Below are 2,255 nucleotides of genomic sequence, written 5' to 3' on the forward strand. Positions count from 1 at the left end.
CTGGTTCCGGGCCCAAGGCGAGGTGTCGGCAGGCACGGCCGAGGGCCTCAACAACAAGCTCAAAGTGATCACCAGAAGGGCCTACGGCCTGCGGACCTTCAAAGCGACCGAGATCGCCCTCTACCATGCCCTGGGGGCGCTACCCGAGCCCCCGGTCGCTCACAAATTCTTCTGACGAACCGATGATTTCACCGAGCACGTCGACGCCTTCCGTAACCCGGGGGTCGAGCGCTCGTGAACGCCGATGTAGGTCGCTGGTACTCGCGTGTCCGCAGGCCATGACGCACCCAGCCCGATCACAGATCCATCGCTCAGTCAGTCAACACCACGAACCGATCGGACGCAATCGGCTGCGCAGCGCTTGGAGACGGGGGACTTCGAAGAACGCCCGTGAAGGCGAGCGTACTGGTGTTCCACGCACGCGACGGAAAAGTTCTTGGAGACGAAGAGGCACGCACGACGTGCGAAGACGCCCCAAGGAACGTGCTTCTCAGAGAGTCGGTGTCGGGGTGACGCCCACGGCCGAGGCCCATCGGATGATGTAGAGCGCGAGCGAGCGCCCGCGCTCGCAATCGGGCGCAATTGTCAGGAGCAGGTCTCCTACCTCGGTGCATTCACCCGCGCCTCGGGCTTCGAAAGACAATAACCGCCGCGGTTCCGAATCAACTGGGCAACCACCTGTAATCAATTCCAAATAGATTTGGCTGCCCGAATTCAGCATATCAGCGGGTTCCTCGCGCTTTCGTAGCGTTCTTCTGCTTGCCTGCGGGGCGTTGCATCGCTCGCTGCCCTTGTTGTCAGCATCGGGCTCGGGAGCGACGCGTGGTTCCGGCGAGCGATGGAGGTCGGACTCGGGTCCGAGGGCAGAGCAGCACTCGGTGCTCGAGTCGATCCGCCGTCTGCTCGCAAGCTCGGCGGCGCGGTCATTCAGATCGACGAGGTCGCGTTCGAGCGGAGCGTCGAAGTCGTGGCGCCCGCTCGCCCCCGAAGCGCCTACGGGAACCGCCGATCCCGAACACGACCACACGAGCGAGCCCCACGCGTTCGCCGACGTCGGCTCGGTGTCGCGGATCCTCACGGTCGATCGTTCGGGGAAACCGGCCATCCGTCGGGGGAATCCTCGACGCCATCCCTATGGAATTCGGTCATCTTCTGCTCAGGGATCGCATGACGCTTTCGCACCAAGACCCGGTGACACCGTCGGCCGGGCCAGCACGAACGGGGCGTTCACCAGCTCGCGCACCGCAGGCCGCGTTCCCGTGGCATCGTGCACGATCGACGCGCAGGCACGGAACCCTGCGATCGCCCTGCTCATGGTCGGACAGTCGCGGATGAGGGCATGGCACTGCACCGCCCGCAGCGTCCGCACGACGCACGACGGCCGGCTGGGTGCCGAAGGCTCGAATCATCTCCTCGCGCACGGGCCCTAGTAGCTCGAGGCGCTCAAGGGTCTCGCGGAATTTCTCCCGGCCGAGTGGGTCCGGTTCCTGCCCGACGGTCATGGTGCGCCACACGACGCGGGCTGCGGCTTCGAGCTCCACCGCGGCTCGGTCGTGATCGCGGAGCGCTCCTCGATCCTCGAATGTCGATGGTGAGGCGAACCCGTCACCACGGTACCAGTAGAGAGCGAGGTCAGGGTGGTCGCGTTCGGCGGGATGCTCACGCCCGTTCGCGGCCACCCCGACCCGCTCGTTCATCCGTTCGATGGCGGATCAGCCTTGGACGACCGGCAAGCCGCCCGCCCCGTCGTCGTGCTCTCCCCGAGCCATCATCACGGTTGCCCGTAGCGTGGTGATGAGGGCCATCACGATGTCAGGGTAGTCCGCATCGGTGTCCCCGAGGAGATCGGCGAAGCGCTCCGTGAGAGCCTTGGCCGCCTCGCCCTGGCCGGGCTGCGCCCGCATGAGCGCGCTGGTCCGGCCGTGGTCGTAGCCCAGCTCAAGGCCGACCTCGACGCCACTGACGACCTCATGGGAAGTGCGCCATTCGAAGTCGAGGATGAGCTGCCAGGTCTGGTCGTCCACGCGCTCGTGGATCTGGTCGAGCAAGTGCAGCATTGGCTCGACCGAGTCGCGTCGGCGGTCCTCCTCGTCGAGTCGGGCCGCGACAGCGTCCCATAGAGGAGGAGAGCCGCGTTGCTCGCGGGCTTGCTCGAGCATGCGTAGCAGCGTGGTACGAGGTCGCCCTGACCCGTCTTGCAGGCGCGCGATCGGGCCGGGACCTTCGTGTCCATGGAACGGGAAGACGAGCTGAGG

Annotated in this window: 3 protein-coding genes; 1 reads left to right on the top strand and 2 read right to left on the bottom strand. The window is 65.9% G+C overall.

What is annotated here, in order from left to right:
* Positions 1-175: transposase (locus tag OEB96_RS46560; protein ID WP_407674598.1), on the top strand; the 175-nt coding region annotated here is incomplete at its 5' end.
* 315 nt (positions 176-490) lie between these two features.
* Here the strand turns inward: OEB96_RS46560 and OEB96_RS00470 are convergent.
* Both OEB96_RS00470 and OEB96_RS00475 read right to left on the bottom strand, forming a co-directional pair.
* Positions 491-1,105, bottom strand: coding sequence for a hypothetical protein (locus OEB96_RS00470; protein ID WP_266213399.1), 615 nt, complete (start codon positions 1,103-1,105; stop codon positions 491-493).
* A 607-nt stretch (positions 1,106-1,712) separates the two neighbouring features.
* On the bottom strand, positions 1,713-2,255 hold a 543-nt coding region (locus OEB96_RS00475), incomplete at its 5' end, for a hypothetical protein (RefSeq protein ID WP_266213400.1).

It is taken from the genome of Paraliomyxa miuraensis (genome assembly GCF_026337845.1).
Taxonomy (GTDB): Bacteria; Myxococcota_A; Polyangia; order Nannocystales; family Nannocystaceae; genus Paraliomyxa; species Paraliomyxa miuraensis.